We start from the raw sequence: 24596 nt of genomic DNA on the forward strand, positions 1-24596 counted from the left end.
CGATGGCCGCCTTCCCCGAAAAACCGATACGCCTGGTGATTGGTTTTCCGGCAGGCGGTCCGCTGGACCAGCACGCCCGCCTTCTGACTGAGCGCCTGCAGGCGGTGCTTGGCCAGCCCATTGTCATCGACTACAAGTCGGGCGCCGGCGGCACGGTGGGCGCGCAGGATGTCATGAAGGCCGCGCCAGACGGCTACACGCTGATGTTGGCCAACACCGGTGTGATGGTCATCAACCCGGCGCTGTACACCAAGCTGCCCTACAGCACGCTGAAAGACTTCACGCCGATTGCGCGCACCGCCATGCAGCCTCTGGCCCTGCTGGTCAACCCCAAGGTGCCGGTGACCAGCCTCAAGGAGTTTGTGGACTATGCCAAGGCGCGGCCCGGTCAGATCAACTACGGCTCGGCTGGCAATGGCGGCATCAGCCATCTGGTGCCCGAAATGTTCAAGAACGCTGCCGGGCTGTTCATGGTGCACATTCCCTACCGGGGCAGCGCACCGGCCTTCGCCGACCTGATGGGTGGGCAGGTGCAGTTCATGGGCGAGTCGATCCCGCAGGCGGCGAACTATCACAAGCAGGGCAAGGTGCGCGCGCTGGCGGTGACCAGCAAGGAGCGCAACCCTGCACTGCCCGACATTCCGACCGTCATCGAGTCGGGCTTCAAGGGCTTCGAGGTCGTCGGGTTCTATGGTTTTCTGGCACCCGCCGGCTTGCCAAAAGACGTGACCGCAAAACTCAGCGATGCCTTCAGACAGGTCATGACCAGCCCCGACATCCGCAGCCGCATGGTGACCCAGGGCGCAGATCCGGCCTTTCTGGGCAGCGAGGAGTTTGCAAGTTTCCTCGCTGCAGAAATGCCGCGCTGGGCGCAAGCGGTCAAGGCATCCGGGGCCAAGCTGGACTGACGCACCGGCCCCGATGCGCGTATGCGACGAGATCACCTCTGCTTTTGACCCCGAGCACTCAATAGTTACGGTGTCTCTCGATCCGAGAAAACACGTAGTCACACAAGCCGGCCTCTGCTACTATTTATTACATACAACTCCTCTTTGCCATCGGTCCGACCGCATTCCGGCTGGCCGGGTAAGCGGTGAGTCCGCTGAACTGCCGCGCTTGTCAGCGTGTCAATCGGTAGGTGACCATTTGCGTGGAGGCTTGTGATGGCGGACAACTCGATTTCAGACAGTGTCAACGAAAAACACGCAGCGTCGGAAGGTGTCGCCGAGTTCCGGCGTCAGGAAATCCTGCTCAAGACCGGCGCCCTGCAGGACGCCATCTTCAACAGCGCCAATTTCTCCAGCATTGCGACCGATGAAAAAGGCGTAATCCAGATCTTCAACGTCGGCGCCGAGCGCATGCTCGGATATGTCGCGTTGGATGTCGTCAACCAGGTCACGCCAGCCGACATCTCCGACCCGCGCGAACTTGTAGCTCGGGCAGAAGCCCTGAGTCTGGAACTCGGCACGCCGATCACGCCGGGTTTCGAGGCGCTGGTGTTCAAGGCCTCACGCGGCATTGAAGACATTTACGAGCTGACCTACATCCGCAAGGACGGCAGCCGCTTTCCGGCCATTGTCTCGGTCACCGCCTTGCGCGATGACCAGCAGACCATCATCGGCTACCTGCTGATCGGCACCGACAATACGGCCCGCAAACAGGCAGAAGTAGCCCTGCGCGAGGCGGGCGCGCTGCAAAACGCGATTTTCAACAGCGCCAACTTCTCCAGCATCGCCACCGATGAAAAGGGCGTGATCCAGATTTTCAACGTGGGCGCCGAGCGCATGCTCGGTTACGCAGCCACCGATGTGCTGAACAAGATCACCCCCGCCGACATTTCCGACCCGCAGGAAGTCATTGCACGTGCTCAAAACCTGAGTCTGGAGCTCGGCACACCGATCACACCGGGCTTTGAGGCGCTGGTCTTCAAGGCCTCACGCGGTATTGAAGACATTTACGAGCTGACCTACATCCGCAAAGACGGCAGCCGCTTTCCGGCCATCGTGTCTGTGACAGCGCTGCGAGATGCGCAGGAGGGCATCATCGGCTACCTGCTGATCGGCACCGACAACACCGCCCGCAAGGAAGTCGAGGCAGCCCAAGAACTGCTGGACCAGCGCCTGCGCGATCAACAGTTCTACACCCGTTCGCTGCTCGAATCCAACATCGATGCGCTGATGATGACCGATCCACAGGGATTCATCTCCGACGTCAACCAGCAGATGATGACGCTGACCGGCAGGACGCGCGACGAGTTGATCGGTGCACATTGCAAGAACTTCTTTACTGATCCGGCGCGGGCCGAAGCGGCTATCAAGCGCGTGCTCACCGAAAACAAGGTCAGCAACTACGAGCTCACGGTGCGCGCCCAGAATGGTGAGGAAACCGTGGTCTCTTACAACGCCGCCACCTTCCAGGACCGCGACCGCAAACTGCAAGGCGTGTTTGCCGCCGCGCGTGACGTGACCGAGCGCAAACGTTTTGAGCGCGCCCTGCAGGAGAAAAACCTCGAACTTGAACACGCCAGCAGCATGAAGTCCGAGTTTCTGGCCATCATGTCGCATGAGCTGCGCACGCCGCTGAACGCCATCATTGGTTTTTCTGAAGCACTCAAGGACGGTCTCATGGGCGAGATGAGCGCCACGCAACAGGAATACATTGGAGACATCTTCACCAGCGGCCAGCACCTGTTGTCATTGATCAACGATATCCTGGATTTGTCCAAGGTTGAGGCCGGCATGATGTCACTGGACCTGGAGGCGTTGGATATGCACCGCCTGCTGGCGGGCAGCCTGTCCATCGTGAAGGAAAAAGCGCTGAGTCAGCGCATCACCCTGGAACTGGAAACCACCGACGGCCTGGGCCAGCCGCTGCTGGACATGCGCAAGACCAAGCAGATCGTTTACAACCTGCTGGCCAATGCGGTCAAGTTCAGCCCCCGCGGCGCACGTGTGACGCTCAGTGCGCGGCGCGTTCCGCGCCATAGCGCGGGGCTGTTGTCCGGCGCCTGGCCGGTACACAGCTTCCCGCTGGCAGACAGCGAGTTCGCGGAGTTCGTGGAAATCGCCGTTAGTGACAGCGGCATCGGTATCTCCCGGCCCAACATGGGAAAGCTGTTCCAGCCCTTCAGCCAGATCGACAGCAGTCTGGCCCGCAAGTTCGAAGGCACAGGCCTGGGACTGGCCATGGTCAAACAGCTGGCCGAGCTGCATGGCGGTACTGTTGCGGTGGCCAGCGCTGAAGGTGAAGGCGCGCGTTTTGCTGTCTGGTTGCCGCTGCGCACTGACGTGCCGGCAGATACCGACCCGGTACTGCCCAACCTGGCGGCGCCCGCCTCCGACACCCAGCGCACGGCACTGGTGATCGAGGACAACGACCAGGCGGCCGACCTGGTGCGGCTGCTGCTCGAAGCTGAAGGATTCACCGTGGTGCGCGCCGCGAGTGCTGAAGAAGCCCTGCTGCTGGCACCGCAGTACACGCTGAGCCTGATCACCCTGGACATCGAGTTGCCGGGCATCAACGGCTGGGAGTTTCTGGCCCGCGTGCGCGACAGCGGCAAGCTGGCCCACGTGCCGGTGGTTATCATTTCGGGCATGGCCGGCAAGCTAGGCCTGACGCGCGGGGCGGCGGCGGTGCTGCAAAAACCCATCAGCCGTGCGCAGCTCAAGATGTCTCTGGCCAGTCTGGGCCTGCACCCGGTGGCTGAGCAGACCTGGACCGTGCTGGTGGTAGATGACGATCCCAAGGCCGTGGAAGTGATTGCGGCTTTCCTGCCCAGCCCGTCGTATGCCGTCGTGCGCGCCTACGGCGGGGCCGAGGCCATCACTCTGGCCCAGAGGCTGAGGCCGGACCTGATTTTTCTCGACCTGATGATGCCCGAGGTCAGCGGCTTCGATGTGGTCGAGGCGCTGCATCGCAACAGCGAAACCGCTCGCATCCCGATCCTGGTGGTCACGGCTAAACAGATCACGGACGGGGATCGCAAAACCTTGAACAAAGACCACGGCAATGTCGTTCACATTGTTGAGAAAGCCGGCTTGAACCAGGCGCACTTTCTCGACGAAGTCAGGCGGGCGCTGCCGCAACTGCAAAAGGGAAAGTGATGGCAAAAATACTGGTCATCGAGGACAACCCGGCCAACATGAAACTGGCCTGCCTGCTGCTGCGCAACGCCGGCCACGAGGTGCTGTGCGCCGTGGACGCCGAAACCGGCCTGACCACTGCGCGCACCGACCGGCCTGAGCTGATCCTGATGGACATCCAGCTACCGGGTATGGACGGGCTGGCAGCAACCTCCCTTCTCAAACAGGACCCGATCACTGCGGCCATCCCCGTGATTGCGTTGACCGCCATGGCCATGAAATCAGACCAGGAAAAAAGCCAGGTTGCCGGCTGCGACGCCTATATTGCCAAACCGCTGCGATATCAGGCATTGTATGCAGCCATCGATACCCTGCTCGATGCGAGAACGCCGGGAGCAGTTTGAACGAACAAAAACGGGATACAACCATGAGCCAAGTGCCTGCAACCATTCTCATCGTTGACGATGAGCCGCAAAACTGCAAGCTGCTCGAAGCCCTGCTGCACCCCGAAGGTTACCGTACCATCACAGCCGCCGGCGGTGCGCAGGCTTTGAAACAGGTCGCCGAATCCGCACCCGACCTGATCCTGCTGGATGTCATGATGCCGGAGCTCGACGGCTATCAGATCGCCACCCTGCTCAAGGCCGACCCGGCGTCGACCAACATTCCCATCATCATGTTGACGGCGCTCAACGACCGTGACGCGCGGATCACCGGCCTGAAAGCCGGGGCCGAAGAATTTTTAAGCAAACCCGTAGACAGGGCCGAGCTATGGCTGCGGGTGCGCAACCTGCTGCGCCTGAAAGACTACAGCGACTTCCTGCGTAACCACAACCTGCTGCTGGAAGACCAGGTGATGGCGCGTACCGCTGAATTGCGGCAATCGACCGAGTTGCAACTGAGCGAGGCTGCCCGGCAGGGGGCCATTCTCAATGCGCTGCCGGCGCATATCGCCTTGCTGGACCGCCAGGGCCAAATCATCTCGGTGAACGACGCCTGGCGGAATTTCGCCGACGCTCATGTGCTGCTCAGCCCCGAGTACGGCCTGGGGCTCGACTATCTGCTCGCCTGTGACGAGGCCCAGGGCGGTAGCGCCAGCGACGCACGGCAAGCCGCTCAGGGCATACGTGCCGTGCTCAGGGGCGACCTGCCCAGCTTCTCGCTCGAATATGCCTGCCACTCCCGGTCAGAGCGCCGCTGGTCCATGCTCATGGTCACGCCCCTGTCGAAGGACCGTAAGGGTGGGGTGATCGTCATGCATTTGGACGTCAGCGCGCGCAAGCAGGCGCAGGAAGACCTGCAGGCGCTCAACAATAGCCTGGAGGAGCGGGTGCGGCGGCGCACCGAGCAATTGCAGGTTGCCAACGAGGAACTGGAGGCTTTTTCGTACTCCGCATCGCATGACCTGCGCACACCGCTCGGCGCTATCGACGGCTACAGCAGTCTGCTGGTCAAGGATCTCGGCACCAGTGCCAGCGAACGCGGCAAACACTATCTGTCGCGCATTCGCGCTGGCGTGGTGCAGATGGGCGAGCTGATCGACGCCCTGCTCTCTCTGGCCCAGCTTTCTCGCACCAAACTGAACTGGGAAACGGTGGATTTGAGCACCATGGCTAGCACCGTGCTTGACGACTACTGTGAGCGCGAACCGCAGCGATCAGTAGCCATCACGGTTGCGCCCGGGATGCGGGCCGAGGGGGACACGCGCCTGCTGCAGCAGGTGTTGGACAACCTGCTTGGCAATGCCTGGAAGTTTACCAACCAGACCGCGCAGGCCCGCATCAACTTCAGCTGCAGCCAGGGCAGCGCCGGGGAAGCGATCTACACAGTCCATGACAACGGTGCAGGTTTTGACATGGCTTATTCTGACAAGCTGTTTGGCGCCTTCCAGCGCTTGCATACCAACGCCGAGTTTGCCGGCACCGGTATTGGTCTCGCCACCGTGCATCGCATCATTGCGCACCACGGTGGGCGCATCTGGGCCGAGTCGGCTACGGGCCAAGGCACCAGCTTTCACTTCACGCTGGGCCAGCAACAGGACTGAAGCGCGATGCGCTGCCACGGGCGCACACATGCTTTGCGTCATCCGGGCACAATCGTGAAAGCAGCCTGCCCGCAGCGCCCACAGCAAACCGCGATACGCTCTGCTTTTGATAGCATCATACGCAAGAGGGTCGCGGGCTGAGGCATGATTTTACTCTTTATTTCCGCAATGGACAGACCCGCCATGCCTCCCGTGCTTTACCTCTTCGCGTTGTGCAATCTTGTTATCGGCAGCGGCGCCTTTGTGTTGGGCGGCATTCTGGTGCCGCTCAGCGATTCGCTCAATGTGAGCCTGGCGGCGGCCGGCCAGGTCATGACGGCCTATGCCATTTCCACCGCGTTGCTGGCGCCGGTTTTGATCATCGCCACGGCGCGGTGGCCGCGCGTAAACGTGCCATCCAGCTGGCCCTGGCTTTATTTGGCACGGGATGCCTGGTTTGCGCGCTCTCGGGCAGCTTCGCCGTGATGCTGGCCGGGCGGGTCCTGATGGGCGCCGGCGCGATGTTCAGCGCCGCCGCCTCAGCCCTGGCTGTAAGCCTGGTCGCACCGGCCTTGCGTGGCCGGGCTCTGTCCATCACCTTCCTGGGCATGAGCATCAGTTACGCCGTGGGGGTGCCGGTGGGCGCCTGGCTGGGCTTTGAGTACGGCTGGCGCGTGCCGGTCTGGCTGTCGGCAGGGGCCAGCCTCGCCATGCTGGTGGCTGCCAGCTGGCTGGTGCCGTCCAACATGGCTTCCGCCGGGGCCAGCTTTGCCGGCTTTGGTGCCGCCGCGCGGCAAGGGGCCGTGCTGCGCACCTGGCTGCGCACGCTGCTTTATTTCATTGCCATCTTCAGCGTCTTTGCGTACATCGGCCCGGTGCTGCAGGCGCTCAATGCCATGAGTTCCACCCAGTTGTCCATCACGCTGGCGGTGTTCGGCCTGGCAGGCGTTGTTGGCACACTGTCCGGTGGTTGGGCCAATGACCGCTTTGGCTCGCTGCCCACCATGCGTGTGCAGATGAGCGTGCTGGTCACCATGATGGCCGTGCTGCCCTTCACGCGCGGCCATCTGTATGCCACCATGGCCACGCTGGTGGTCTGGGGTATCGCAGGCTTCGGCATGATGGCGCCGCAACAGAGCCGACTGGCCAGCCTGGCGCCGGCCCAGGCGCCGCTGCTGCTGAGCCTCAATGGCTCCATGCTGTATGTCGGCACGGCGCTGGGCGCGGTGATCAGCGGCTCCCTGCTGGGCCAGCTTCACCTGTCGCAACTCGGCTGGGTCGGTGTGCCTTTCGGACTGTTGGCCCTGCTCACGCTGGCTTTCGAGCCAGCCCACGTCCGCCCTGTGATGGCCGCGCCGGCAGGATCGCCATGACCGCCGCACAGGATCAGCTCAGAGCACTCGCCGCCGCCGTGCAGCAACTGCGCAGTGACGCCCTGGGCGTCGCTGCGTTTTCGCGTCTCGCCCAAAACCTGCCTGCACTGCAGACTGCGCTTCCCGCCCGCTATGCCGGCGTGTTACAGCAATTGCTCGACAGACTGGAGTCCAGCGCACTTTTCAACGAAGAAAGCTGCTCTTTCAGCCAGCATGATCTGCTGGACAGCCTGCAGCAGTGGGTAGACCATGCGCAAGCCCAACTCGACAAGGAGCCCTCCCCATGAGCATCCCGACCACTGTTTCCAGCCCGGTCTCACTGATCTATATCGGCGACCCGATGTGTTCGTGGTGCTACGGCTTCGGCGTACCGGTGGGGCAGTTGCTGACGCGCTTTCCTGAGGTGTCTGTCCAGTTGGTGCTCGGCGGCCTGCGCGCCTACAACACACAGGTCATGGACGACGCCCTCAAGGACAAACTGCGCGGCGCCTGGGCCGGGGTGGCGCAGCGATCCGGTCAGCCGTTTTCACCCGCGCTGTTTGAGCGCAACGATTTTGTCTACGACACCGAACCCGCCTGCCGTGCCGTGGTCACCGTGCGCGAGCACGCGCCGCACCTGGCGCTGGCTATGTACCACGCCATCCAGCATGCGTTTTATGCAGACGGCAGGGACACCACCAAGGCCGCCGTTCTCGGCGAGATCTGGGACGACGTGCATGGCCGTACCAGGGAAGCCTGGGGCCACATCGACTTTTTGCGCGACTTTGACAGCGAAGCCATGCGCCAGCGCGCGCGCGACGACTTTGCGCAGGCCCAGCGCTGGGGCGTGAGCGGTTTCCCGACCCTGCTCGCCGTGGTGGACGGGCAGGCTCAGGTTTTGACGAACGGGTATGCGGAGGCGGACATGCTGGCGCAGCGGTTGGGGCAAATCATCGCGCGGTAAACATCGCTGCCTTGGACGTACCGATGGCACAGCCATGGCCAGAGAGCATGGTCAGCGCCGGTCAATGCATCACGCAGTGGCAATACACAAAATGCTGCACCAGGCCAGAGGGTGTGTGGTGGTCTTCTTGCATGTGCTCCAGCAACTCAAACGCACCGCCAAACTGGGCATGCAAGGCGTCTGGCGCATACCGCACCACCGGCAAGCCGCTGCACTCGAGCGGCCCGTCCGGCGCAAACGCCGCAACGATGACATGGCCGCCGGGCCGGACCGCGTGCCGTACCTGCGCCACATACGCTGCGCGATCTGCCGCATCGGTGAGGAAATGAAAAACGGCCCGGTCGTGCCAGATGTCGATGCTGGCTTTTTCCAGGGCAAGGGTGGTGATGTCGCCTTCCAGCCAGCGTACACGCGATGCCAGCTCCGGCCCAAGGCGGCGACGCGCCACTGCGAGCGCAGCCCCTGAAATATCCAGCACGCCCAGATCCGTCATTCCCTGCGCCAAGAGGTCGTCAACCAGACTGGAGGCGCCGCCGCCCACATCCACGATGCGCGCCGAATTGTCCGTGGCGACAGTGCGGATCAGCTCCAGAGACAAGGTGGCGTGCGGCTGGTACCAGCTCACGGCATCGGACGACTTGGTTCTGTAGACCTCTTCCCAATGCGATTTGCTTTCCACAAAAAACTCCTTCACAGATGTGGTGGCTGATCATATCCAGACGGATGAGCGACAGCGAAGCGGCCTACACATGGCCTTTCTTGCGTGTCAGCACCGCCTTGGGTGTGACCTGCGCATCAGCTAGCTCATGCAAGGCCTCGATGATGTGGCAATGGGTGTCACTGCCGTCGCAGCGGTCGCGCAGGGCCTTGAGGTCTTTTTCCAGCGCCCTGAGTTCCGCCAGCCGCGCGCGCACATGGCCCAGGTGCCCGTCCAGCGCCTCACGCGCAGCTGCGCAGTCTGACTTGTTGTTGAGGTCCAGCCCCAGCAAGGTGCGCACCTCGTCAAGCGACATGTCCATGGCCCGGCACAGGCGGATGAAGCGCAGCTGGTGCACATCGCCATCGCTATAAAATCGATAGCTGTTGTCGCTTCTCCCATGCGGGCTGAGCAGCTTTTCTTTCTCATAAAACCGGATGTTGGCGGCGCTGACGCCGCTGCGCCCGGCGGCCTCGCCAATCTGATAACCCCGCACCGGGAGTGGACTTGAAGCAGGCATCGCTTGACCTTGAAGTGACTTGAGGGTTTCCAATCATGCCATCCCATCACTACAACGAAGAACCCGTCATGTCCGCACAGTGCTGCAACCACACGCCCGAGCCCAGTGCCGCCCAGGCCAACAGTCCACGCTACAGGCGCATTCTCTGGATCGCACTGGTTGTCAATTTCGCCATGTTCGGCATCGAAATCGGCGCCGGCTTCCAGTCGGGCTCGGTGTCGCTGTTGGCCGATGCCATCGACTTTTTTGGCGACGCGGCCAACTACGGCGTGACGCTGGCCGTGTTGTCCATGGGCCTGGCCTGGCGTGCCCGGGCGGCGTTGCTCAAGGCGGCCAGCATGCTGGGTTTTGGCGTGTTTGTGCTGGGTCGGGCGGCGTGGGTGGCGATGCAGGGCGGAACGCCCGAAGCGCTGACCATGGGCAGCATCGGCCTGCTGGGCCTGATCGCCAACGTAGCCGTCGCAGCCATGCTGTACGCCTACCGAGAGGGCGACGCCAACATGCGCAGCGTCTGGCTATGCTCGCGCAACGACGCTATCGGCAACCTCGCCGTGATGCTGGCCGCATTGGGCGTCTTCGGCACCGGCAGCGCCTGGCCGGATCTGTCGGTGGCGGCGGTCATGGGTAGCATGGCGATCTGGGGCGGCTGGTCGGTGATGCAACAGGCGCGGCGCGAGCTGCAAACCACTTATTTGCCACCCACGGCTTCATGAACCAGTTCACGCCCGACCAGCGACTGCGGGTTTTCCGCCAGCTCATGCACAGTTTCAACACAGCTACGCCTGCCAACATCGCCACCCGCTGGGCCTGGCTTGAAGCTGCGCATGTGCTGGGGCAGCAAAACTTCGCCTTGCACTGGGCCTCGCACACTGCCATGCTGCGTTTTGCACTGCAGACCAGGGACCTGGGCGAAGTGGCAGGGCAGCTGTTTCGCCTGGCCCTGGTCCCGCTGGGCCACCTCATGCAGCGGCTGCCGGCCGGAAATTCCGGTCGTGCCACTGTCAGCGCCTTTGCGGCAATGCCGCTGGATCGGCATTTGAGCGAGCTGATCCGGCAGGCGGCCGCAGCCATTCGTCTGACGTCTTTTTGAACTTTCGCAACTCCGCTGTATCATTCAGACATGCGCCGCCCCTTCTTCATTGCCATGATCTTCCTGCTGCTGCTGCGCGGAATGGTGGGCGATGCCATGGCCGCAGGCATGGCCTTTGGTCATCTGCAAAAAGGCTCTGTTGCTACAGAAACAATAGCTACTCACGGCCATGGGGAAAGAGCTGACGGCCTTTTTGACCATGAAAACGCAGCGCAATCGGTGGCATACCCGGTGGCAACACCTGCCGATTGCGCGGGACACGCCGCTGGCGAGGTCAGTGGCCCCGTACAACAGGAAACGGCGGGACACTGCGAATCGTGTGCAGCCTGCCAAGCCTGCAACACGGTAGCGCTGTCATCCCCGACAACAAGCACCGCCTCCCTGGCGGCTCCTCCTGCTCTGCCGCGCTCGCCGGCTGCCGACTTTGCCAGCGCCATCGCCGCGCTGGGTCAAAAACCACCCATTTCCTGAGCTCCAGGCCCGAACTGGGTTTGTACTTGGCGTCCGGCACGGGCAACACGCCCGGTTTCGCCGGATTCGCCGGATTCGCGCGACCTTGCCGTCGCTCCGCTCGTGTTCAGGAGGTTTTTCGTGACTATTCGTCTTTTTTTCTACATGCTCGCGCTGCCGCTAGGCAGTGTGCAGGCCCAGACCGCGACCGCGCCCCAGCCCGGCGACCCGGCGGCGCCCGTGCCGGCGGTCACTTACCGCTCGGTGTTTGCTGACCTGCCTACCGGCGTGGAAGCCGGGCGCGAGGACTGGAAGAAAGCCAACAACGAGGTCGGCCGCTTCACGCGCGGACATGTTGACATCCTCAAGGCGGAACAGCAGCAGCCCGCGCCACCGAGCCAGGCCACTGTGCCGGCCGCAGCAAAACCTGCAGCGGCCCATCCCCACAAACATTGAGCTGCACCATGTTTTCATTCCCCAAATCCGCAACAGCCCTGCTGACGGTCGCCACGCTGGCCGGCTGCGCCAGCCTGTCGCCCGACGGCAACCAAGCCGACATCAACACCTTGACCGCCGGCAAAACTGGCGGCATCAACGCGCAGGTCGGGCGTGGCGACAGCGCGGAGACTCGCGAAGCTGTCGACAAGCTGCTGTCCCAACCCCTGAGCGCTGAATCGGCCGTGCGTATCGCCCTGCTGAACAACCCCGGCATCCATGCGTCCATGGCTTCCCTGGGCATCAGCGATGCCGACCGTGTGCGCGCCGGCACGCTGCCAAATCCGCATTTCTCGATTGGCCGTTTTGTCGAGGGCCGCAAGGTGGAGATCGAGCGCGGCATCGGCTTCAATGTCATCGGCCTGCTCACGCTGCCCTGGCGCGCCCGATACCAGAGCCAGCAGCATGAAGTGGCCAAGCTGCAGGCCGCACAGGAGGTCGTCAAACTCGCCTCCGACACGCGCAAGGCCTGGATCAACGCCGTGGCGGCGCAGCAGACCGCCGCCTACATGAAAGACGCCAAGGAAGCGGCCGAGGCCAGCGGCGAGCTGGCGCGGCGTCTGGCGCGTGTGGGCAACTGGAGCAAGCTGAACCAGGCACGCGAACAGGCTTTTGTCGCCGATGCCGCCGCGCAATTGGCACGCAGCCAGAACGCGGCTTATGCCGCACGCGAAAAACTCACACGCCTGATGGGCCTATGGGGCAAACAGACGCAGTTCACGCTCAGCGAGCGCCTGCCGGACCTGCCGAAAACGGTCGCTGAAATGCCGGACATCGAAGCCCGCGCACTGCGCGACCGCCTCGACGTGCGCGCCAGTGTGGCGCAGGCCGGCTATGTGGCCGACAACATGGGGCTGACACGCAGCACGGGCTTCATCAACGCGCTCGACGCAAAGTATTCGCGCAACACCACGTTTGACAACGCCACCGGCGACAAGGAAATAAAGCGCGGCTGGGAGCTGGAGCTGCCCTTGCCGATTTTTGACTGGGGTGGTGCGAGCAACGCGCGCGCGCAGGGCCAATACATGCAGTCGGTGGCGCGGGTACGCGAAACCGCCATCCAGGCCCGCTCCGAGGCACGCGAAAGTTACCACGCCTGGCGCACCGCCCATGACCTGGCGCTGCACTACCGCAACGAGGTGGTGCCGCTAAGAAAGTTCATCAACAACGAACTGCTGCTGCGCTACAACGGCATGCTGGCCAGCGTATTCGACCTGCTCGCTGACACACGCACCAGTATTGCAGCAGTTAACGCCAGCATCGAAGCGCAGCGCGACTTCTGGCTGGCAGACACCGACCTGCAAACCACACTGACAGGGACCTCCGCCGGCATGGCACCCCTGACCGCCGGCGCTGCTGCCAGCGGCGGCGAAGCCAAAGGACACTGACATGAGCATCAACAACGAACGCAGACGATTTTTTGCTGGCGCAGCCGCAGCTACCGCGACGGCAGTCGCTGCCAGCGCGGTCAGCCGCGTTGCCATGGCCGCCCTGCCCGAGCCGGTGCTGCAGGCCAAACCCGACACCATGCCGCCGCTGGTGCCCAACACGGGCCGACCGTACAAGCCGGTGGTCACGCTCAACGGCTGGACGCTGCCCTGGCGCATGAACGCCGGCGTAAAGGAATTTCACCTGGTGGCCGAGCCGGTGGTGCGCGAGATGACACCCGGCTTCAAGGCCAATATGTGGGGCTACAACGGGCAAAGCCCCGGCCCGACCATCGAGGTAGTTGAAGGCGACCGCGTGCGCATTTTTGTCACCAACAAGCTGCCCGAACACACCAGCATTCACTGGCATGGTCAGCGCCTGCCCAACGGCATGGACGGCGTATCGGGCCTGACGCAGCCGGCCATCCCGGTCGGCAAGACCTTTGTCTATGAGTTTGTCGCGCGGCGGCCCGGCACCTTCATGTACCACCCGCACGCCGACGAGATGACGCAGATGGCCATGGGCATGATGGGTTTCTGGATCACCCACCCCAAAGCAAAACATCCGCTGATCGACGAGGTGGACCGCGACTTCGTGTTCCTGCTCAACGCCTACGACATCGACCCCGGCAGCATGACCCCAAAAATCATGACGATGCTGGACTTCAACCTGTGGTCGTGGAACAGCCGGATCTTTCCAGGCATAGACACGCTCAACGTGCGCAAGGGCGACAAAGTCCGCATACGCATGGGCAACCTGACCATGACCAACCACCCGATCCACCTGCACGGCCACGAGTTTCTGGTGACCGGCACCGACGGCGGTCCCACACCCAAGTCGACGCGCTGGTACGAAGTGACCACCGACATTGCGGTGGGCCAGATGCGGCAGATCGAGTTCCTGGCCGACGAAGAAGGCGACTGGGCCTTTCATTGCCACAAGAGTCACCACACCATGAACGCCATGGGCCACGACGTACCGACCATGATTGGCGTGGACCACCGCGGCCTGATCAAAAAGCTGCAAAAGGCCGTGCCCGACTACATGGTCATGGGCGAACGCGGCATGGCCGACATGGGCGCGATGGAGATGGAAATCCCCGAGAACACCGCCCCCATGATGACCGGCACGGGCCCGTTTGGTCCGGTCGAAATGGGCGGCATGTTCAGCATGCTCAAGGTACGGACCAATCAGAAGGCCGGCGACTACAAAGACCCGGGCTGGTACAAGCACCCGGCCGGCACCGTCGCCTATGAATGGACTGGCGCCTTGCCCGACCCCGCCCGGCCGCGCCCCGGCAGCAAGGCGATGCCGGCGGCCACAGCCGGACCCGTTACTGAAGTGCAGATCCGCAAACCTTCCGGCCATGCCGGCCACTGACGCAGGAGTACCCCATGACGATCCGATTTACTCCCAAATTGATAGCTGCTTGCGCTTTATTGGCGGGGGCTGGAGGCACATTTGGCCAACATTCCCACCCGCCATCACACAACGCCAGTCCGTATGCGGGCCAGCAAGCGCGTGAGATCAAGTCCCTCTCGCCCGAGCAGACCGCCGACTTGCTGGCTGGCAAAGGCATGGAGCTGGCGAAAGCCGCCGAGCTTAACGGCTACCCCGGTCCCATGCACACGCTGGAGCTGGCCACGCAACTTGAGCTGAGCACTGAACAAAAGCAAGCCAGTCAAGCGCTGATGACCCGCCACAAAGCCGAAGCGCGCGACCTGGGTCCCCAACTGGTCGAAGCCGAACGCGCGCTGGACCGCGCTTTCTCGTCGCGCCAGATCGACGCAGCCCGGCTGGCGACACATACCGAACGCCTTGGCCAGTTGCAGGCCCGGTTGCGCATGTCGCACCTGGAAACACACCTGCAGCAGACCGCGCTGCTGACACCCACGCAGATCTCTCGTTATGCACAGTTGCGCGGCTACACAAGTTCTGTTGGCACACCAGCGCCGGTCGCCGCCCCCACCCACAAGCACTGATTTGAAAGAGAACTGTTCATGAAAAAAATCTACTCTCTCCTCGCCGCCCTGGTGCTCGCAGGCACCACCCCCTTGAGCCTGGCCCATGGCGACAATCCGAAGTCGCACAAGGCGGCAGTCACCAAGGAGCAAAAGGATTGGGGCATCGCCGGTGACGCCAAATCCGTCACCCGCACCGTGACCGTGACCATGGATGACAACATGCGGTTTACACCCGACAAGCTGTCGTTCAAACAGGGTGAAACCGTGCGGTTTGTCATCCGCAACAAGGGCAAGCTGCGTCACGAACTGGTGATTGGCACCAAGAAGGAACTCGATGACCACGCCGCCATGATGCTGAAGTTTCCAGCCATGGAGCATGACGAGCCTTACATGGCGCATGTCAACGCAGGAAAAACCGGCGGCCTCATCTGGACTTTCAACCGCGCCGGCGACTTTGACTTTGCCTGCCTGATCGCCGGCCACTACCAGGCGGGCATGGTCGGCAAGATCAGCGTCGCCGCAGTATCCCGTTAAATATCAATCAAGGAGAAGGCCATGCAAAGAAGATTTTTTGTACAAACCATCGCTGGCCTCGCGGGCACCTCCCTGTTGGCGCCTGCATTGATGGCCAGGACCCGGCCGCAGGTCGAAGTCTGGAAAGACCCCAACTGCGGTTGCTGCAAGGACTGGGTGATCCATATGGAAGCCAACGGTTTCGATGTGAAAGTACACGGCAGCGGCAACAGCGCTGCCCGCAAGCGGCTGGGCGTGCCCGAGAAGCTCGGCTCCTGCCACACCGCGCTGGTCGACGGCTACGCCATCGAAGGCCATGTGCCCGCGCGCGAGGTGCACCGCCTGCTGAAAGAACGCCCGGCCGCCGTTGGCCTGTCGGTACCTGGCATGCCGGTCGGCTCGCCGGGCATGGACGGCAAGATTTACGGCGACCGCAAAGACCCGTACGACGTGGTGCTTGTCAGCCGCAATGGCGGCACTCGCGTTTATCAAAGTTACAACCGCACTTGAACCTGAAGGATTCCCCCATGAAACGCTTCACTATCCTCATCGCCGCCCTGCTCACCTCGGCCGCCTTCGCGCATGCCGCCCTGCCCACCACCGAGGCCGAAGTCCGCAAGGTGGACAAGGACGCCGGCAAGATCACACTCAAACACGGCGAGATCAAAAACCTGGACATGCCGCCCATGAGCATGGTGTTCCAGGTCCAGGACAAGGCCCTGCTCGATAAGGTCAAGGCCGGCGACAAGATCAGCTTCACCGCCGACAAGATCAACGGGGCCTACACCGTGCTGACCATCGTGCCAGAATCCGCGGGCAAGTAACCCGGCGCAGGAACTTTCTGCGTCTCAGTCGTATCAATAGTTCATGCGTGTCCTGCTCCTCGCCCTGATGATTGCCCTGCTGCCTGTGCGCGGCTGGGTCGGCAACGCCATGGCGGTGGACATGGCCGCGCAGCAGTCACTGGCAGCAACACCCGCTTCAGCCGAGGCTGTGAGTGATACATCCATCATGCCGCCGGACTGTCCCATGCATGCCCAGGCGGACGCCGAAGAAGCTGCGGCCGGGGCGCATTGCTCCAGCTGCAATACCTGCCAGCTCTGCCTGGCCCTGGCGAGCTTTGCCTGGGACCCGCCGGCAAGCGCGACCACTGTTCCGCACGCCGGGCCTGCTGCCAGCGTCCAGCACTTCAGCAGTGCTGAACGCATTTCCAGCCTCAAACCACCGATCTCCTGACCGCCATGCCCAAGGTGCGTCCGCCGTAGACAGGCAGACGTTGTGACATCGGCAGCCCTTGCGCTGCATGCATTGGTGGAGATCAAATGAGAATAAACCTGACTTCGTGGCGGCCAGCCCTCGCAAGCTGTCTGATGGCCGGCGTAGCCGCCGCACACGCCGGCCCCATGGGCTTCAAGGACAGCACCATGGCGATGGGCGACTTCAGCCCGAACTGGCGAGAGGCATGGGTCAACCACGCCGTGAGCCCGCGCGACGCTTTTGGCGCGGGCGGCGTCTATATGCGTTCGGACAACAAGCGCCTGACGCGGGAGTTTTCCGAACTGACCTATACGCGGCTCATGCACCGCATCAACGGTGAACATTCGCAGGCCAACTTCTGGTTTGTCGGCGGTGTCGGCCGGCTCACGGGCAACAACTTCGCCGACAGCAAAACCATGCTGGCACCAGGCATCTCGGCCGACTACGAAACCACGCGGGTCTATGTGTCGGGTACGCTGCGCCTGTACCGGGCGCCGGGCATCAACCATGACTTCGCCTCGGTGCGCACCGGCTTCTCGTTTTATGAGGTCGACTACGACGAAGTGCAGCCCTGGTTCATCGTCGAAGCCAGGCGCATGCGTGGCCTCTCGGAAAAAAACGAAATCACGCCCATGCTGCGCTTCATTCACAAAAGCTACTTTGTCGAAGTCGGTATCAACAACATGAAGCAGGGGCGCTTCAATTTCATGTACATCTTCTGAACATCCACTCCCGGTTATCCGTCAACTTTTTTACAGGCATTCATCATGAAATCATTCACTCTGAAATTTGTCGCCATCACTCTGGCTGCTGCCTTCTCTTCCACCGCATTCGCCGCAGAAAGTATCAAGGCCAGCGTCAACGGCATGGTCTGCGCGTTTTGCGCGCAGGGCATTGAAAAGCGCCTCTCCAGCATGCCGGCCACCAAGGCGGTGCTGGTCGACCTGAAGAAAAAGGTCGTCGCCGTGGAAGCCAAAGAGGGCCAGACCCTGGACCGCGAAGCCATCCGCCACGAGATCAAGGAAGCCGGCTACGACGTCACGAAACTGGAAACCGTACCCCAGTCAGTCGCCGAGATCCGGGCGCAGATGAAGGCGGCCAAGTGAGCGAGGACGCCATCGACCCCAGCGGGCAAAGCTCGGTCTGGTCGTCCTGGGTGGCGCTGTTTGCCAGTTCGGGCACGCTGATCTGCTGCGCGCTGCCGGCGTTGCTGGTGGCGCTGGGCGCAGGCGCGGCGCTGTCCACCCTGGTGTCTGTGGTGCCTGGTCTGGTCTGGGTCAGCGAGTACAAGGGGCTGGTGTTTGGTCTCGCGGGCGCCATGCTGGTGCTTAGCGGCGCGCTGCAGTGGCGCAACCGCTTCGCGCCTTGTCCCACCGACCCGGCGCTACGCCACGCCTGCCTGCGCACACGCAAAACATCGGCCCGAGTCTTTGGCCTGAGTGTTGCCCTGTATCTGGCAGGCGGCTGGTTCGCCTTTGTGCAGCCCTGGTTGCAGGCAGTTTGAACACGCAAACTTGCTACAGTTTTGATAGCTGCTTGCGCCCACCAGCCATGGACTACAGGTCTTTTTCGCCTGCATTTTAAAACCTTGGCGCTGCCGGACCCATCCACCGGCCATGCTATGGTTGCGCATGCCGAAAACCATACGCTACACCCTGCTGTCACTTCGCGACCTGTGGGCGTCGGCCGGGCCTTTCATCGTGCTGGCTGTCGCCATGCTGATGCTGGCCTACTGGTGGCTGGACCCGAACCCGCCCAATCGCGTGACACTGGCCACCGGGCCGGCGCAAAGCGCCTATGAAGAGTTTGGTAGACGCTACGCCAAAATCCTGGCGGAAGATGGCATTGAAGTGGTGCTCTTGCCCTCGCAGGGATCGGCACACAACCTGCAACTGCTGCGCGAAGGCAAGGCCGACCTGGGCTTTGTGCAGGGCGGCACCAGTGAGCAAAAGCCCGAAGACGAGGAAAATCTGGAGTCGCTCGGCAGCCTGTTTGTCGAACCTGTTTGGCTGTTCTATCGTGAAGAAGCGGCGCGCAAAGCAGCGGCGGGTAGCGACGGCGTGCGCCGCGCCGGGCCGCCCCAAGCAAGCACAGCCCCCTTACCCAATGAAAAGGGCAGCGTAACGCCTCTGGCACGCGAAGCGACCAGCGTGGGGGCCTTAAATTCATTGACGCAACTCCAGGGTTGGCGTATCAACGTGGGAACGCCTGGCAGCGGAATTCCCAGCCTGATGAACAAGCTGCTGGAGAGCAACAAGGTAGACATCACCACGCTGAAAACGTCGGAGCTTGAGCAGACCCCCGCCACAGTGGCTTTTCTGGAAGGCAATATCGACGCCATCGTGTTTGCCTCTGCCCCCGAATCACTGATGGTGCAGATGCTGCTGCAAACCCCCGGCGTCAAACTCATGGACTTTCCGCAGAGCGAAGCCTACTCGCGCCGCTTTGCATTTCTGAGCCCCGCGCTGCTTCCGCGTGGCGTGGTGGACCTTGCAGCCAACATTCCGGCGCAAGACGTGCGGCTGGTGGCGCCTACGACTGCACTCATCAACCGCACCGGCACCCACCCGGCCCTTCTGCAGTTGTTTGTGCAGGCGGGCAACCAGATTCACAGCACTGCAGGCTGGTTCAAACGGGCGCGCGAATACCCCAACTTGACCAACAACGAGCTGCCAATTTCCGCTGAAGCTGAACGCAGCATTAAAAGCGACAAGCCTTTTTTGCAACGCTACCTGTCCTTCTGGGTAGCCAACCTGGTCGAGCGCATGTGGTTGGTGATGGGCATCATCATCGCCATCATGCTGCCGCTGTCACGCATCGTGCCGCCGCTGTACGAGTTTCGCGTGCGCTCACGCATTTTCAAATGGTATGGCCAGCTGCGCGACATTGAAAACCGCATTGAAGGCACGGGCGACAACAGCGCGTTATTTGAAGAGCTCGACACCCTTGAAGCCCGCGCAGAAAAGATCAGTGTGCCGCTTTCATACACCAATGAGTTGTATGCGCTGCGCAGCAATATCCATTTGGTGCGCAAGAAATTGCAGCGTTTATAGAAGTCGGCCGTCAGGAGCAACGCCATGAACCCAGGTCATCACGTTGAAAGCTACCGCTTATGGGACATCGTTACCCAGTGGGCAAGGGAAACGCTTCAACATGAGAGTGTTATTGCCAGGGCTCTTGCCAAGGGCGTGCTCCGCGACGGGCTGCGCGCCCAAAGCGTGGATCCAAAGTGGGCGAACAAGGGCACCTTTGAATTGCGCGGCCTTCCACTGGTCGGCTACGTTGCCAAGGACGGAAGTCTCCCTATCTTCATACGTTCATCGGCGCTTAGCCACATGACAGAGGTGGTGGAAAAAGCAGCCACACCTGATCCGCAGTTGCTGTTCGAAGAGTTTGTGACCAAGCAGGACTTCGGCACATGGCTGCAGCAGGTCGGCATCAGCCCGCCAGGATTCTGGTTTGCCATCGGTGAGCTTCAGGAAGATTGAGAAGGAACCCCCATGGCCATCCAGCTCAACCACACCATTGTTCATGCCCGGGATTCACTGGCGTCTGCAACATTTCTTGCCGACATGCTGGGGCTGGCTGCGCCGGTTCGCTTCGGGCCTTTCCATGGAGTAGAACTTGACAACGGCGTGACCCTCGACTTTCTGACGCATGACGGCAACATCACTGTGGAGCACTACGCCTTTCTGGTCAGTGAGGTCGAGTTTGATGCGATTTTTGAGCGAATATGCCAGCGCCGCCTGCCCTACTGGGCCGACCCTGGCCACCAGCATCCGGAGAAGATCAATCACAACGACGGCGGGCGCGGGGTTTACTGGAACGACCCTGACGGCCACTACCTGGAGATCATCACCCGGCCTTATGGCAACGGCGGCTGAAGCGCAGCCTGTCGCTTTTCGATGAGCCGCCCCAACAGAGCCCCCAGCCGGAAGTCATCCAGATGTCCGAAGTGATTCAGGCAAACCTGTCCTCTTCTGTCCAAAACAATAAGGCTGGGCGTACCGCGTAACCCATAGGCCTGCATGGTCAGCGGTACGGGGCCACGCTCTGCCGGTTGATCGATGCCAATGGGAAATGACAAGCCGTACTCGTGCACAAACACCTGCAGCGCCTCGGCGTTCATGACGGCGTGGTGTTCAAACACCGTGTGCAGACCAATGACGACCAGGTCCTCCGCAGGGAACGCGGCCTGAATGCGTTTAGCCTGCGGGACCCCTTGCGAGACGCAGCCCGGACACAACATTTGAAATGCATGCAACACCACCACGCGCCCACGCAGGCCCTCCAAGCTGATGGGCGCTGGCGTGTTGAGCCATTGCCTGACCTGTAGCGTGGGCGCCAATTCCACAGTGGTGTTCATACTTATTGATTCACTTTGCCGGGCAAAGACAAATTGCCCGAGCCGACTTTAAACACATTGGCAACACACAGCAGCGGGTTGTGCACGCTGGCGTTGACACGCAGGGCTGCGGTGACGCCATCAAACCCGGCAGTGTTGACCGCGGATATGTCATCAAAAGGCACGCGCACCTCCAGTGTTTGGCCTTTGAAGATCGGGCTCCAGCCCGGGCTGTCGATCAGCAAGGGAAGGCCCGGCCAGGTTTTTGGCAGGCGGGGTTTGCTGCCTTCGGGGATGTCCACCACCTTCAACGCACCCTTGCCACAGGCTTCGTCGGGCTGCAGCACCACCCAATGCGAGTGCCACACATTGCCATCGTTTTTGGGGTCGCCATCGCCGTTTTCATCGAACAAGGGCGTGTCGTCGAAGTCCGGATGTGAAGTCACAGCAAACGCAAGAATGCCACTTTTGGCCTCAAAACCAGCCGCAGCCGGATCGAGCGTGGTGGGCCACACATAGGAAAAAACCTTGCTGCCTGCCAGCTTGCCGGTGCGTGCTGGTTTGCTCGCGCCCGCTTTGCCCGACACAGCAATATGGAATACGGCGTTGTTTCCCTCCGTGCTGATTTTGGTGTGCACGATGTCAAACGCGGCTGTCACCGCCTTGGCGGGTTGGCTTTGAATACCGCCCTTGTGTGCGTGACCGTGTGGAAAAGCGGGAGCTGAAAATGCCGAAATGGCGAGAGCCAATGCGATGGAAAGGCGGGAGGGATGAAATGTCATGGTGGTGTCCTTAGGGTTTAAACAAAGCGCGCTTCGTTGCGCACCCAGGCAGTGTCGTGGGAGAATTCATACCAATTAACCCATTTCATCCGCATAAACATCCAATTCGTCCAGAGCCATGACAGACTCAAGCGCGCCCGTCGACCGCCTTTCCTCACTGCTGGAGCGCTTCAGGGTGCGGGCACATCTGTTTCACACAGGGCCTTTGTGCGGCGTGAGTCATTTCGCGGCAGAGCCAGGCCGCGGCTTTTTGCATGTGCTGCGGAGCGGCAGCATGGCGGTGACACACAAGCCCAGGCACGGCGCGCCAACCAGGCTGGTGGTGGATGAGCCCACGCTGCTGTTCTATCCCCGGCCGCTGGCGCACAACTTTCACAATGCACCGCGCGAGGGCTCGGACTTTGTTTGTGCAACGCTTGATTTCGAAGGCGGCGTCAAACACCCCCTGGCCTCCGCCCTGCCCGCCCTGGTCGTATTGCCCTTGCGCGAAGTGCAGGGACTGCATCACACGCTGGCTTTGCTCTTTGCTGAAACAGAACGCTTGCGTTGTGGGCAGCGGCTGCTGGCAGACCGCCTGTTTGAAATCCTCCTGCTGCAATTGCTGCGCTGGCTGCTCGATCACCCCGAAGAGGCAGGCTTTCCCAAAGGCTTGCTGATGGGTCTGGCGCACCCCCGGCTGGCACGAGCACTGGTGGCACTGCACGAGCGCCCCGGCGACGCGTGGACACTGGAGTCCATGGCAGAGCAAGCGGGCATGTCACGCAGCACTTTCGCCGCAAGCTTCAAGGACCAAGTGGGAGAAACGCCTGCCGACTATTTGCTCCGCTGGCGGGTGTCGATTGCGCATACCCTGCTGCGCAGCGGGCAGTCCATCAAGGCCGTGGCCGAAACCCTGGGTTACGCCAGCGCCTCATCATTTTCGCGGGCCTTCGCGCAAACCACGGGCATGCCGCCCCGTGACTGGATGAAGGTGCAAGTTTAGGAAGCGGCGACTTCCACACGCACTGCCAGGCGCTGCACCAAAAAATCGATCAGCACGCGCACACTCTGGGGCATATGGCGATTGGCCGGGTAGAGCAGCGAAAACGCGCGCGCTGCGCCGCCAAAGTCCTGCATCACTTCCACCAGGCTACCCTGCTTCAGGTCCGGTTCCACCAGGAAATGGGCTGTTTGCAGCAAGCCGCCGCCATGGCGCGCCAGGGTTACGGGACCCAGGATATCCTCGGAGCACTGTATGCCGCCATGCGTGACCCATTCCACCTCGCGTCCCAGCTGGTGCAGCACCCATGGCACCGGCTGGCCTGTGCGCGGCAGCAGAAACTGAATGCAATCATGCGCAGCCAAGTCCCCGGGTACAAGAGGTGTACCCCGCCTGCGCAAATAATCTGGCGCGGCCACGACGACGAGCCTGGCGTCTTCCAGCTTGCGCGCAATCAAACCCGAGTCGGGGGGAATGCGGCCGCGCACCGCCAGATCAAACCCCTCGGCGAAGTCAATATTGCGGTTGCTCAAGTGCAGGTCCAGTTGGACCGCGGGGTATAGCTGACGAAATTCGGGCAGCAGCGGAAGAATGCGAAAGTGGCCGAATGATGTAGGCAAGCTCATTCGCACAATACCCGTGGGCGACTTTTGCTTGCCCGATATTTCCCGCTCCGCTTCCACCAATTGATTGAGCGTCAGGCGGCACTGCTCAAAGTAATTTTGTCCGCTGTCGGTCAGGCGCACACGCCGCGTTGTGCGTGCAAAAAGCTGCACACCCAGCCGTGCCTCCAGCCGGGAGATAGACCGGCTTACTGCGGCCGCAGTAAGGCCTGCGGAAGCTGCCGCAGCGGTAAAGCTTTCAAGCTCCGCTGAGAGGCAAAACAGCTCCAGACTGCCCAGCATCAGATCATCAAAATGGCGGGGCATTTATTCCTTCATGTAATGATTGAAATGAATCATCTCATATTTATCAATGCTGAAGTAATCAATACACTGCCTTTATCTGTTTCAACCAACACCAAGGAGTTTTTTCCATGAAACTGTATTTCTCGCCCGGCGCGTGTTCACTGGCGCCCCACATCGCCTTGCTTGAGAGCGGCAGCACCTTCACCCTGGAAAAGGTCGACACGGCGCGCCACCTGACCGCCTCTGGAGTGGACTACTACAGCATCAATCCCAAAGGGCAGGTTCCCCTTCTGATCCTGGACGATGGCTCTACGCTCAGCGAAGGCCCGGTCATCTGCCAGTACATCGCCGATCAGGCTGGCAACACCAAGCTTTTGCCGGCCGCCGGAAGCCTGGCGCGTTACCGCGTGATGGAGTGGCAAAACTACATCACCTCCGAGTTGCACAAATCGTTCAGCCCCTTGTTCAACGCGGCCTTTGACGCAGGGGCAAAAAAAATACACACGGCGCTGCTTCGCAAAAAGTTTGAATGGGTGGACAGCAAACTGGCCGGTAGCAGCTATCTGACTGGCGAGGAATTCACCGTCGCCGACGCCTACCTGTTCACCGTCGCCGGCTGGAGCAAATATGTGGCGCTGGACCTTTCGGATCTTGGCAATCTTCAGCACTATCTCGCCCGTGTAGCCACCCGGCCGGCAGTGCGCGACGCGCTGAAAGCCGAAAGCCTGCCCGCGTAAGCCAAGCTTC

Annotated in this window: 32 protein-coding genes; 27 read left to right on the top strand and 5 right to left on the bottom strand. The window is 61.7% G+C overall.

Features of this window, described 5'->3' with window-relative positions; all coding sequences use genetic code 11:
- Positions 1-2: 2 nt before the first annotated feature.
- The 8 genes from H0W47_RS00170 (at position 3) to H0W47_RS00205 (ending at position 8421) form a co-directional block, all read left to right on the top strand.
- Entirely contained in the window at positions 3-908 is a 906-nt protein-coding gene (locus H0W47_RS00170) for a tripartite tricarboxylate transporter substrate binding protein (RefSeq protein ID WP_296919381.1), read from the top strand.
- Positions 909-1163: 255 nt separating this feature from the next.
- Positions 1164-4103 carry a PAS domain-containing hybrid sensor histidine kinase/response regulator gene (locus H0W47_RS00175; RefSeq protein WP_296919243.1) on the top strand — a complete coding sequence of 980 codons (2940 nt, stop codon included), beginning with the start codon at positions 1164-1166 and terminating at the stop codon, positions 4101-4103.
- Positions 4103-4486 (top strand): response regulator, encoded by a 384-nt coding sequence (locus H0W47_RS00180; RefSeq protein ID WP_296919245.1) that lies wholly within the window; start codon positions 4103-4105, stop codon positions 4484-4486. The genes H0W47_RS00175 and H0W47_RS00180 overlap by 1 nt, the downstream gene beginning before the upstream one ends.
- A 23-nt stretch (positions 4487-4509) precedes the next feature.
- Positions 4510-6126: a response regulator gene (locus tag H0W47_RS00185; RefSeq protein WP_296919246.1), complete on the top strand. Its 1617-nt coding sequence runs from the start codon at positions 4510-4512 to the stop codon at positions 6124-6126.
- A 183-nt stretch (positions 6127-6309) separates the two neighbouring features.
- Positions 6310-6591: a hypothetical protein gene (locus tag H0W47_RS00190; protein WP_296919247.1), complete on the top strand. Its 282-nt coding sequence runs from the start codon at positions 6310-6312 to the stop codon at positions 6589-6591.
- Positions 6501-7478 (top strand): MFS transporter, encoded by a 978-nt coding sequence (locus tag H0W47_RS00195; protein WP_296919248.1) that lies wholly within the window; start codon positions 6501-6503, stop codon positions 7476-7478. The genes H0W47_RS00190 and H0W47_RS00195 overlap by 91 nt, the downstream gene beginning before the upstream one ends.
- On the top strand, positions 7475-7765 hold the full coding sequence (locus H0W47_RS00200) for a hypothetical protein (RefSeq protein WP_296919249.1): 291 nt from the start codon (positions 7475-7477) through the stop codon (positions 7763-7765). Before H0W47_RS00195 ends, H0W47_RS00200 begins: the two co-directional genes overlap by 4 nt.
- A complete protein-coding gene (locus H0W47_RS00205) occupies positions 7762-8421 on the top strand; it encodes a DsbA family protein (protein WP_296919250.1) in 660 nt (219 codons plus the stop codon). Before H0W47_RS00200 ends, H0W47_RS00205 begins: the two co-directional genes overlap by 4 nt.
- Positions 8422-8482: 61 nt before the next feature.
- On the opposite strand, the gene H0W47_RS00210 is transcribed toward H0W47_RS00205, so the two are convergent.
- Together H0W47_RS00210 and H0W47_RS00215 are read right to left on the bottom strand one after the other, a co-directional pair.
- Positions 8483-9100 (bottom strand): class I SAM-dependent methyltransferase, encoded by a 618-nt coding sequence (locus H0W47_RS00210; protein WP_296919252.1) that lies wholly within the window; start codon positions 9098-9100, stop codon positions 8483-8485.
- Positions 9101-9164: 64 nt separating this feature from the next.
- Entirely contained in the window at positions 9165-9638 is a 474-nt protein-coding gene (locus H0W47_RS00215) for a Cd(II)/Pb(II)-responsive transcriptional regulator (protein WP_296919254.1), read from the bottom strand.
- Between the two features lie 68 nt (positions 9639-9706).
- Between H0W47_RS00215 and H0W47_RS00220 the strand changes: the two genes are divergently transcribed.
- From H0W47_RS00220 to H0W47_RS00300, 17 genes are all read left to right on the top strand, one after another.
- Positions 9707-10351 carry a cation transporter gene (locus tag H0W47_RS00220; RefSeq protein WP_296919382.1) on the top strand — a complete coding sequence of 215 codons (645 nt, stop codon included), beginning with the start codon at positions 9707-9709 and terminating at the stop codon, positions 10349-10351.
- Positions 10348-10728, top strand: coding sequence for a DUF3703 domain-containing protein (locus H0W47_RS00225; RefSeq protein ID WP_296919256.1), 381 nt, complete (start codon positions 10348-10350; stop codon positions 10726-10728). The genes H0W47_RS00220 and H0W47_RS00225 overlap by 4 nt, the downstream gene beginning before the upstream one ends.
- A gap of 30 nt (positions 10729-10758) precedes the next feature.
- Positions 10759-11199, top strand: coding sequence for a hypothetical protein (locus tag H0W47_RS00230; RefSeq protein ID WP_296919258.1), 441 nt, complete (start codon positions 10759-10761; stop codon positions 11197-11199).
- Between the two features lie 120 nt (positions 11200-11319).
- A complete protein-coding gene (locus tag H0W47_RS00235; RefSeq protein WP_296919260.1) occupies positions 11320-11634 on the top strand; it encodes a hypothetical protein in 315 nt (104 codons plus the stop codon).
- A gap of 8 nt (positions 11635-11642) precedes the next feature.
- On the top strand, positions 11643-13061 hold the full coding sequence (locus tag H0W47_RS00240) for a TolC family protein (RefSeq protein ID WP_296919261.1): 1419 nt from the start codon (positions 11643-11645) through the stop codon (positions 13059-13061).
- Position 13062: 1 nt separating this feature from the next.
- Positions 13063-14481: a copper oxidase gene (locus H0W47_RS00245; RefSeq protein ID WP_296919263.1), complete on the top strand. Its 1419-nt coding sequence runs from the start codon at positions 13063-13065 to the stop codon at positions 14479-14481.
- Positions 14482-14495: 14 nt separating this feature from the next.
- Complete coding sequence (locus tag H0W47_RS00250; RefSeq protein ID WP_296919264.1) at positions 14496-15083, top strand: periplasmic heavy metal sensor; 588 nt, start codon at positions 14496-14498, stop codon at positions 15081-15083.
- An 18-nt stretch (positions 15084-15101) separates the two neighbouring features.
- Complete coding sequence (locus H0W47_RS00255; protein ID WP_296919266.1) at positions 15102-15599, top strand: cupredoxin family protein; 498 nt, start codon at positions 15102-15104, stop codon at positions 15597-15599.
- 21 nt (positions 15600-15620) lie between these two features.
- Positions 15621-16088 (top strand): DUF411 domain-containing protein, encoded by a 468-nt coding sequence (locus tag H0W47_RS00260; protein ID WP_296919268.1) that lies wholly within the window; start codon positions 15621-15623, stop codon positions 16086-16088.
- A 17-nt stretch (positions 16089-16105) separates the two neighbouring features.
- Entirely contained in the window at positions 16106-16402 is a 297-nt protein-coding gene (locus H0W47_RS00265) for a copper-binding protein (protein ID WP_296919270.1), read from the top strand.
- Positions 16403-16445: 43 nt separating this feature from the next.
- Entirely contained in the window at positions 16446-16814 is a 369-nt protein-coding gene (locus tag H0W47_RS00270) for a hypothetical protein (protein WP_296919272.1), read from the top strand.
- Between the two features lie 134 nt (positions 16815-16948).
- Positions 16949-17557, top strand: a complete 609-nt coding sequence (locus tag H0W47_RS00275; RefSeq protein ID WP_296919273.1) for a hypothetical protein — start codon at positions 16949-16951, stop codon at positions 17555-17557.
- Between the two features lie 45 nt (positions 17558-17602).
- Positions 17603-17941 (top strand): heavy-metal-associated domain-containing protein, encoded by a 339-nt coding sequence (locus tag H0W47_RS00280; protein ID WP_296919274.1) that lies wholly within the window; start codon positions 17603-17605, stop codon positions 17939-17941.
- Positions 17938-18339 carry a hypothetical protein gene (locus H0W47_RS00285; RefSeq protein ID WP_296919276.1) on the top strand — a complete coding sequence of 134 codons (402 nt, stop codon included), beginning with the start codon at positions 17938-17940 and terminating at the stop codon, positions 18337-18339. Before H0W47_RS00280 ends, H0W47_RS00285 begins: the two co-directional genes overlap by 4 nt.
- A 127-nt stretch (positions 18340-18466) precedes the next feature.
- Positions 18467-19888, top strand: coding sequence for a TAXI family TRAP transporter solute-binding subunit (locus H0W47_RS00290; protein ID WP_296919279.1), 1422 nt, complete (start codon positions 18467-18469; stop codon positions 19886-19888).
- 24 nt (positions 19889-19912) lie between these two features.
- Positions 19913-20323, top strand: coding sequence for a hypothetical protein (locus H0W47_RS00295; RefSeq protein ID WP_296919281.1), 411 nt, complete (start codon positions 19913-19915; stop codon positions 20321-20323).
- 12 nt (positions 20324-20335) lie between these two features.
- Positions 20336-20719, top strand: coding sequence for a VOC family protein (locus tag H0W47_RS00300; protein ID WP_296919283.1), 384 nt, complete (start codon positions 20336-20338; stop codon positions 20717-20719).
- On the opposite strand, the gene H0W47_RS00305 is transcribed toward H0W47_RS00300, so the two are convergent.
- Entirely contained in the window at positions 20701-21201 is a 501-nt protein-coding gene (locus tag H0W47_RS00305) for a redoxin family protein (RefSeq protein ID WP_296919285.1), read from the bottom strand. The two genes, H0W47_RS00300 and H0W47_RS00305, sit on opposite strands and share 19 nt — an antisense overlap.
- A 2-nt stretch (positions 21202-21203) precedes the next feature.
- Positions 21204-21962 carry a hypothetical protein gene (locus tag H0W47_RS00310; RefSeq protein ID WP_296919287.1) on the bottom strand — a complete coding sequence of 253 codons (759 nt, stop codon included), beginning with the start codon at positions 21960-21962 and terminating at the stop codon, positions 21204-21206.
- 118 nt (positions 21963-22080) lie between these two features.
- Here H0W47_RS00310 and H0W47_RS00315 point away from each other — a divergent pair, with 118 nt between their 5' ends.
- Positions 22081-22944 carry an AraC family transcriptional regulator gene (locus tag H0W47_RS00315; RefSeq protein WP_296919288.1) on the top strand — a complete coding sequence of 288 codons (864 nt, stop codon included), beginning with the start codon at positions 22081-22083 and terminating at the stop codon, positions 22942-22944.
- Here the strand turns inward: H0W47_RS00315 and H0W47_RS00320 are convergent.
- Positions 22941-23870: a LysR family transcriptional regulator gene (locus H0W47_RS00320; RefSeq protein ID WP_296919289.1), complete on the bottom strand. Its 930-nt coding sequence runs from the start codon at positions 23868-23870 to the stop codon at positions 22941-22943. The two genes, H0W47_RS00315 and H0W47_RS00320, sit on opposite strands and share 4 nt — an antisense overlap.
- A gap of 107 nt (positions 23871-23977) precedes the next feature.
- Here H0W47_RS00320 and gstA point away from each other — a divergent pair, with 107 nt between their 5' ends.
- Positions 23978-24586: a glutathione transferase GstA gene (gene gstA, locus H0W47_RS00325; RefSeq protein WP_296919290.1), complete on the top strand. Its 609-nt coding sequence runs from the start codon at positions 23978-23980 to the stop codon at positions 24584-24586.
- Positions 24587-24596: the final 10 nt, after the last annotated feature.

It is taken from the genome of Polaromonas sp., from assembly GCF_013817205.1.
In the GTDB taxonomy this organism is placed as follows: Bacteria; Pseudomonadota; Gammaproteobacteria; order Burkholderiales; family Burkholderiaceae_C; genus Polaromonas.

Coding starts and splice junctions, on each gene's coding strand:
- H0W47_RS00170 (WP_296919381.1), top strand. CDS start 3: ATGGCCGCCTTCCCCGAAAAACCGATACGCCTGGTGATTGGTTTTCCG.
- H0W47_RS00175 (WP_296919243.1), top strand. CDS start 1,164: ATGGCGGACAACTCGATTTCAGACAGTGTCAACGAAAAACACGCAGCG.
- H0W47_RS00180 (WP_296919245.1), top strand. CDS start 4,103: ATGGCAAAAATACTGGTCATCGAGGACAACCCGGCCAACATGAAACTG.
- H0W47_RS00185 (WP_296919246.1), top strand. CDS start 4,510: ATGAGCCAAGTGCCTGCAACCATTCTCATCGTTGACGATGAGCCGCAA.
- H0W47_RS00190 (WP_296919247.1), top strand. CDS start 6,310: ATGCCTCCCGTGCTTTACCTCTTCGCGTTGTGCAATCTTGTTATCGGC.
- H0W47_RS00200 (WP_296919249.1), top strand. CDS start 7,475: ATGACCGCCGCACAGGATCAGCTCAGAGCACTCGCCGCCGCCGTGCAG.
- H0W47_RS00205 (WP_296919250.1), top strand. CDS start 7,762: ATGAGCATCCCGACCACTGTTTCCAGCCCGGTCTCACTGATCTATATC.
- H0W47_RS00215 (WP_296919254.1), bottom strand. CDS start 9,638: ATGCCTGCTTCAAGTCCACTCCCGGTGCGGGGTTATCAGATTGGCGAG.
- H0W47_RS00220 (WP_296919382.1), top strand. CDS start 9,707: ATGTCCGCACAGTGCTGCAACCACACGCCCGAGCCCAGTGCCGCCCAG.
- H0W47_RS00225 (WP_296919256.1), top strand. CDS start 10,348: ATGAACCAGTTCACGCCCGACCAGCGACTGCGGGTTTTCCGCCAGCTC.
- H0W47_RS00230 (WP_296919258.1), top strand. CDS start 10,759: ATGCGCCGCCCCTTCTTCATTGCCATGATCTTCCTGCTGCTGCTGCGC.
- H0W47_RS00240 (WP_296919261.1), top strand. CDS start 11,643: ATGTTTTCATTCCCCAAATCCGCAACAGCCCTGCTGACGGTCGCCACG.
- H0W47_RS00245 (WP_296919263.1), top strand. CDS start 13,063: ATGAGCATCAACAACGAACGCAGACGATTTTTTGCTGGCGCAGCCGCA.
- H0W47_RS00250 (WP_296919264.1), top strand. CDS start 14,496: ATGACGATCCGATTTACTCCCAAATTGATAGCTGCTTGCGCTTTATTG.
- H0W47_RS00255 (WP_296919266.1), top strand. CDS start 15,102: ATGAAAAAAATCTACTCTCTCCTCGCCGCCCTGGTGCTCGCAGGCACC.
- H0W47_RS00260 (WP_296919268.1), top strand. CDS start 15,621: ATGCAAAGAAGATTTTTTGTACAAACCATCGCTGGCCTCGCGGGCACC.
- H0W47_RS00265 (WP_296919270.1), top strand. CDS start 16,106: ATGAAACGCTTCACTATCCTCATCGCCGCCCTGCTCACCTCGGCCGCC.
- H0W47_RS00270 (WP_296919272.1), top strand. CDS start 16,446: ATGCGTGTCCTGCTCCTCGCCCTGATGATTGCCCTGCTGCCTGTGCGC.
- H0W47_RS00275 (WP_296919273.1), top strand. CDS start 16,949: ATGGCCGGCGTAGCCGCCGCACACGCCGGCCCCATGGGCTTCAAGGAC.
- H0W47_RS00280 (WP_296919274.1), top strand. CDS start 17,603: ATGAAATCATTCACTCTGAAATTTGTCGCCATCACTCTGGCTGCTGCC.
- H0W47_RS00290 (WP_296919279.1), top strand. CDS start 18,467: ATGCCGAAAACCATACGCTACACCCTGCTGTCACTTCGCGACCTGTGG.
- H0W47_RS00295 (WP_296919281.1), top strand. CDS start 19,913: ATGAACCCAGGTCATCACGTTGAAAGCTACCGCTTATGGGACATCGTT.
- H0W47_RS00300 (WP_296919283.1), top strand. CDS start 20,336: ATGGCCATCCAGCTCAACCACACCATTGTTCATGCCCGGGATTCACTG.
- H0W47_RS00305 (WP_296919285.1), bottom strand. CDS start 21,201: ATGAACACCACTGTGGAATTGGCGCCCACGCTACAGGTCAGGCAATGG.
- H0W47_RS00310 (WP_296919287.1), bottom strand. CDS start 21,962: ATGACATTTCATCCCTCCCGCCTTTCCATCGCATTGGCTCTCGCCATT.
- H0W47_RS00315 (WP_296919288.1), top strand. CDS start 22,081: ATGACAGACTCAAGCGCGCCCGTCGACCGCCTTTCCTCACTGCTGGAG.
- H0W47_RS00320 (WP_296919289.1), bottom strand. CDS start 23,870: ATGCCCCGCCATTTTGATGATCTGATGCTGGGCAGTCTGGAGCTGTTT.
- gstA (WP_296919290.1), top strand. CDS start 23,978: ATGAAACTGTATTTCTCGCCCGGCGCGTGTTCACTGGCGCCCCACATC.